The organism is Streptomyces sp. NPDC059456, assembly GCF_042750055.1.
In the GTDB taxonomy this organism is placed as follows: domain Bacteria; phylum Actinomycetota; class Actinomycetes; order Streptomycetales; family Streptomycetaceae; genus Streptomyces.
This window is the reverse complement of sequence record NZ_JBHYVA010000967.1, coordinates 1-2321: the sequence shown is the minus strand read 5'-3', so window position 1 is coordinate 2321 and position 2321 is coordinate 1. Positions and strand designations below refer to the sequence as shown.

Here is a 2321-nt window from a genome sequence, read left to right as displayed (position 1 = left end):
CCCCGGGTCGGCGGGACGGCCTCCCGGCTTGTCCCGGCGCCCCTCGATTCCTAGCGTTCGTCCGGGACTTCTCGAACGAACGGATGCACATGACCACGCCGACGGCACGACCACTGCTGCGCCGACGCACCCTGCTGGCCGGTGCGCTGTCCCTGGGGGCGGCGCTGACCGCGCTGGGCACCGCCGCCGGACGGGTCTGGGCCGCCGGCGGTCCGCCGGTGTCCGGTTGCGAAGCCTGGGGCGCGCGGGCGCCGAAGAGCCCGGTGAGGGTGCTGGCGGCCCGGCCGCAGAAGATCATCGTGCACCACACGGCCACCGACAACGTGACCGAGTACGGCCAGGACCGCGCGTTCGCGGTGGCCCGCGCGATGCAGACGTACCAGATGGACACGGAAGGCTGGATCGACACCGGCCAGCACTTCACCATCAGCCGGGGCGCGTTCGTCACCGAGGGCCGGCACGGGAGCCTGGCGGCGCTGGACGGCGGCGCGCAGACCGTCGAGGCCGCGCACTGCACCGGCCAGAACACGGTGGCCGTCGGCATCGAGAACGAGGGCACGTACATCACGGAAGAGCCCCGCGCCGAGCAGTACGCGACGCTCGTCGACCTCTGCACCCGCATCTGCCTCCAGTACGGCATCCGGCCGTACCAGATCTACGGGCACCGGGACTTCAACAACACCCAGTGCCCCGGCGACCGCCTGTACGCCCTGCTGCCGAAGCTGCGTGCGGACGTGGCGGCCCGGACCGGCGGCGACGCGACGGCTCCGGTGTGGCCGGTGCTGCGCACGGGCGACGTGAACGAGCGCGTCCGCGTGCTCCAGTGCCTGCTGGTCCAGCGCGGGGCGGCGATCACGCCGGACGGTTCCTTCGGGCCGGCGACCGAGGCGGCGCTGCGCGCGTTCCAGACGCAGATCGGGGCCGGCATCGACGGGGTGGCGGGAAACCAGACCTGGAACCAGCTGTGCGCGCCGGTGGCGCAGGGCGTGTCCGGGGAGGCCGTGAAGGCGGTGCAGAGCCGGCTGTCGGACCTCGGTTTCCCGACGGTGGCGGACGGGGCGTTCGGGCCCGGCACCGCGGCCCGGGTGTCGGCGTTCCAGAGTGCGCGGGCGCTGCCGCAGGACGGCGTCGTGGACGCACGGACCTGGAGCCGGCTGCTCGGCTGACTTCCGCATCCGCAGGTACGGCCAAAACCTGTATTGACTTCGACCTCCGGGGAGTTCGTCCCCCGGGGGTCACAGTCATGAGCACGCCACTTCGTGGCTGATACTGTTCCCCGCGGCCTACGGCCGGGGGACGGAATGAGCACGAAATGGGGGACCCGCCTGATGGCAGCGGGATCTGGGTCGGCCGGCGGCGGCGACGCTCCGAGAGGCGACCTCTTCGCCGAAATGCGGCGGATCAAGGACGCGTCACGGCTGAGCTACAACCGCCTGGCGGACAAGACGCACTACAGCCGCTCCTCCTGGGAGCGTTTCCTCAACGGCAAGCAGGTGCCGACCCGGATCGCGGTCGAGGAGTTCGCGGTGGCGGCCGGGGCGGATCCCGAGCCGCTCCTCGTCCTGCTCGAACTGGCCGTCGTACGCGAGGAGGCGCCGGCCGAGGAGCCCGCGCCCCGGACCCCGGAGCGTCCGGCGCCCGCATCCGCGGCCTCCCCGGCGGCGCCGGGCGCGCAGGGACCGGAACACGCCACTGCGGCAGGGCGGTTCGCCTGGTCCCGGATCCTGCGCACGGCGGCCGGCGTGCTGGCGGGCGCCCTGCTGGGCAGCGGGCTGACGGCGTTCCTCATCCGGCCGGCCGACGGGGGCGCCGCCAAGGGCGGCACCGCCGCGGCGACGGGTTCGCCCGCCGCCGCGCCCGCGCAGACCCGCCCGACCGGGCCGGTCAAGGTCGGCTGCAAGAGCGACACCTGCCTGCGCCGTGAACCGCAGGCCGAGGACTGCCAGTGGGACGCGGTCACGGTGCGCCAGACCTTCCTGCGCGGCATGAGCATCCAGCTGCGCTACAGCGAGGCCTGTCAGGCGGTGTGGGGGCGGGTCGAGAACGGCAACATCGGGGACACCGTCATGATCAAGGACAGGCGCAGCTCGTCCGACGAGGCGACGATCCGGATGGAACACGACACGTACACGCGGATGCTGGCCGTGACGCCGGACGAGACGTGGGAGACCATCACGATCTGCGGGGCGATTCCCAGCCAGAAGGAGCAGGAGTGCTCCCCGCTGGGGGCGATCACACCCTGACCGGCCGGGTCACGGGGGATGCCCGGCCCCCGGGGGGCCCGGGGGGGCCGCGGGCGGGGGGGGGGTACACAAACCCCA

Annotated in this window: 2 protein-coding genes; both read left to right on the top strand. The window is 73.3% G+C overall.

The genetic code is table 11. The annotated features are described in order from the left end of the window. Nucleotides 1-89 precede the first annotated feature (89 nt). A complete protein-coding gene (locus ACFXA3_RS41165) occupies nucleotides 90-1166 on the top strand; it encodes an N-acetylmuramoyl-L-alanine amidase (RefSeq protein WP_385196400.1) in 1077 nt (358 codons plus the stop codon). A 162-nt stretch (nucleotides 1167-1328) separates the two neighbouring features. Further along, on the top strand, nucleotides 1329-2243 hold the full coding sequence (locus tag ACFXA3_RS41160) for a helix-turn-helix domain-containing protein (RefSeq protein ID WP_385196398.1): 915 nt from the start codon (nucleotides 1329-1331) through the stop codon (nucleotides 2241-2243). The last annotated feature ends 78 nt before the right edge of the window (nucleotides 2244-2321 follow it).

What these genes read in the sequence shown, in the direction of transcription:
- ACFXA3_RS41160 (WP_385196398.1), top strand. Translation starts at nt 1,329, where the DNA reads ATGGCAGCGGGATCTGGGTCGGCCGGCGGCGGCGACGCTCCGAGAGGC.
- ACFXA3_RS41165 (WP_385196400.1), top strand. Translation starts at nt 90, where the DNA reads ATGACCACGCCGACGGCACGACCACTGCTGCGCCGACGCACCCTGCTG.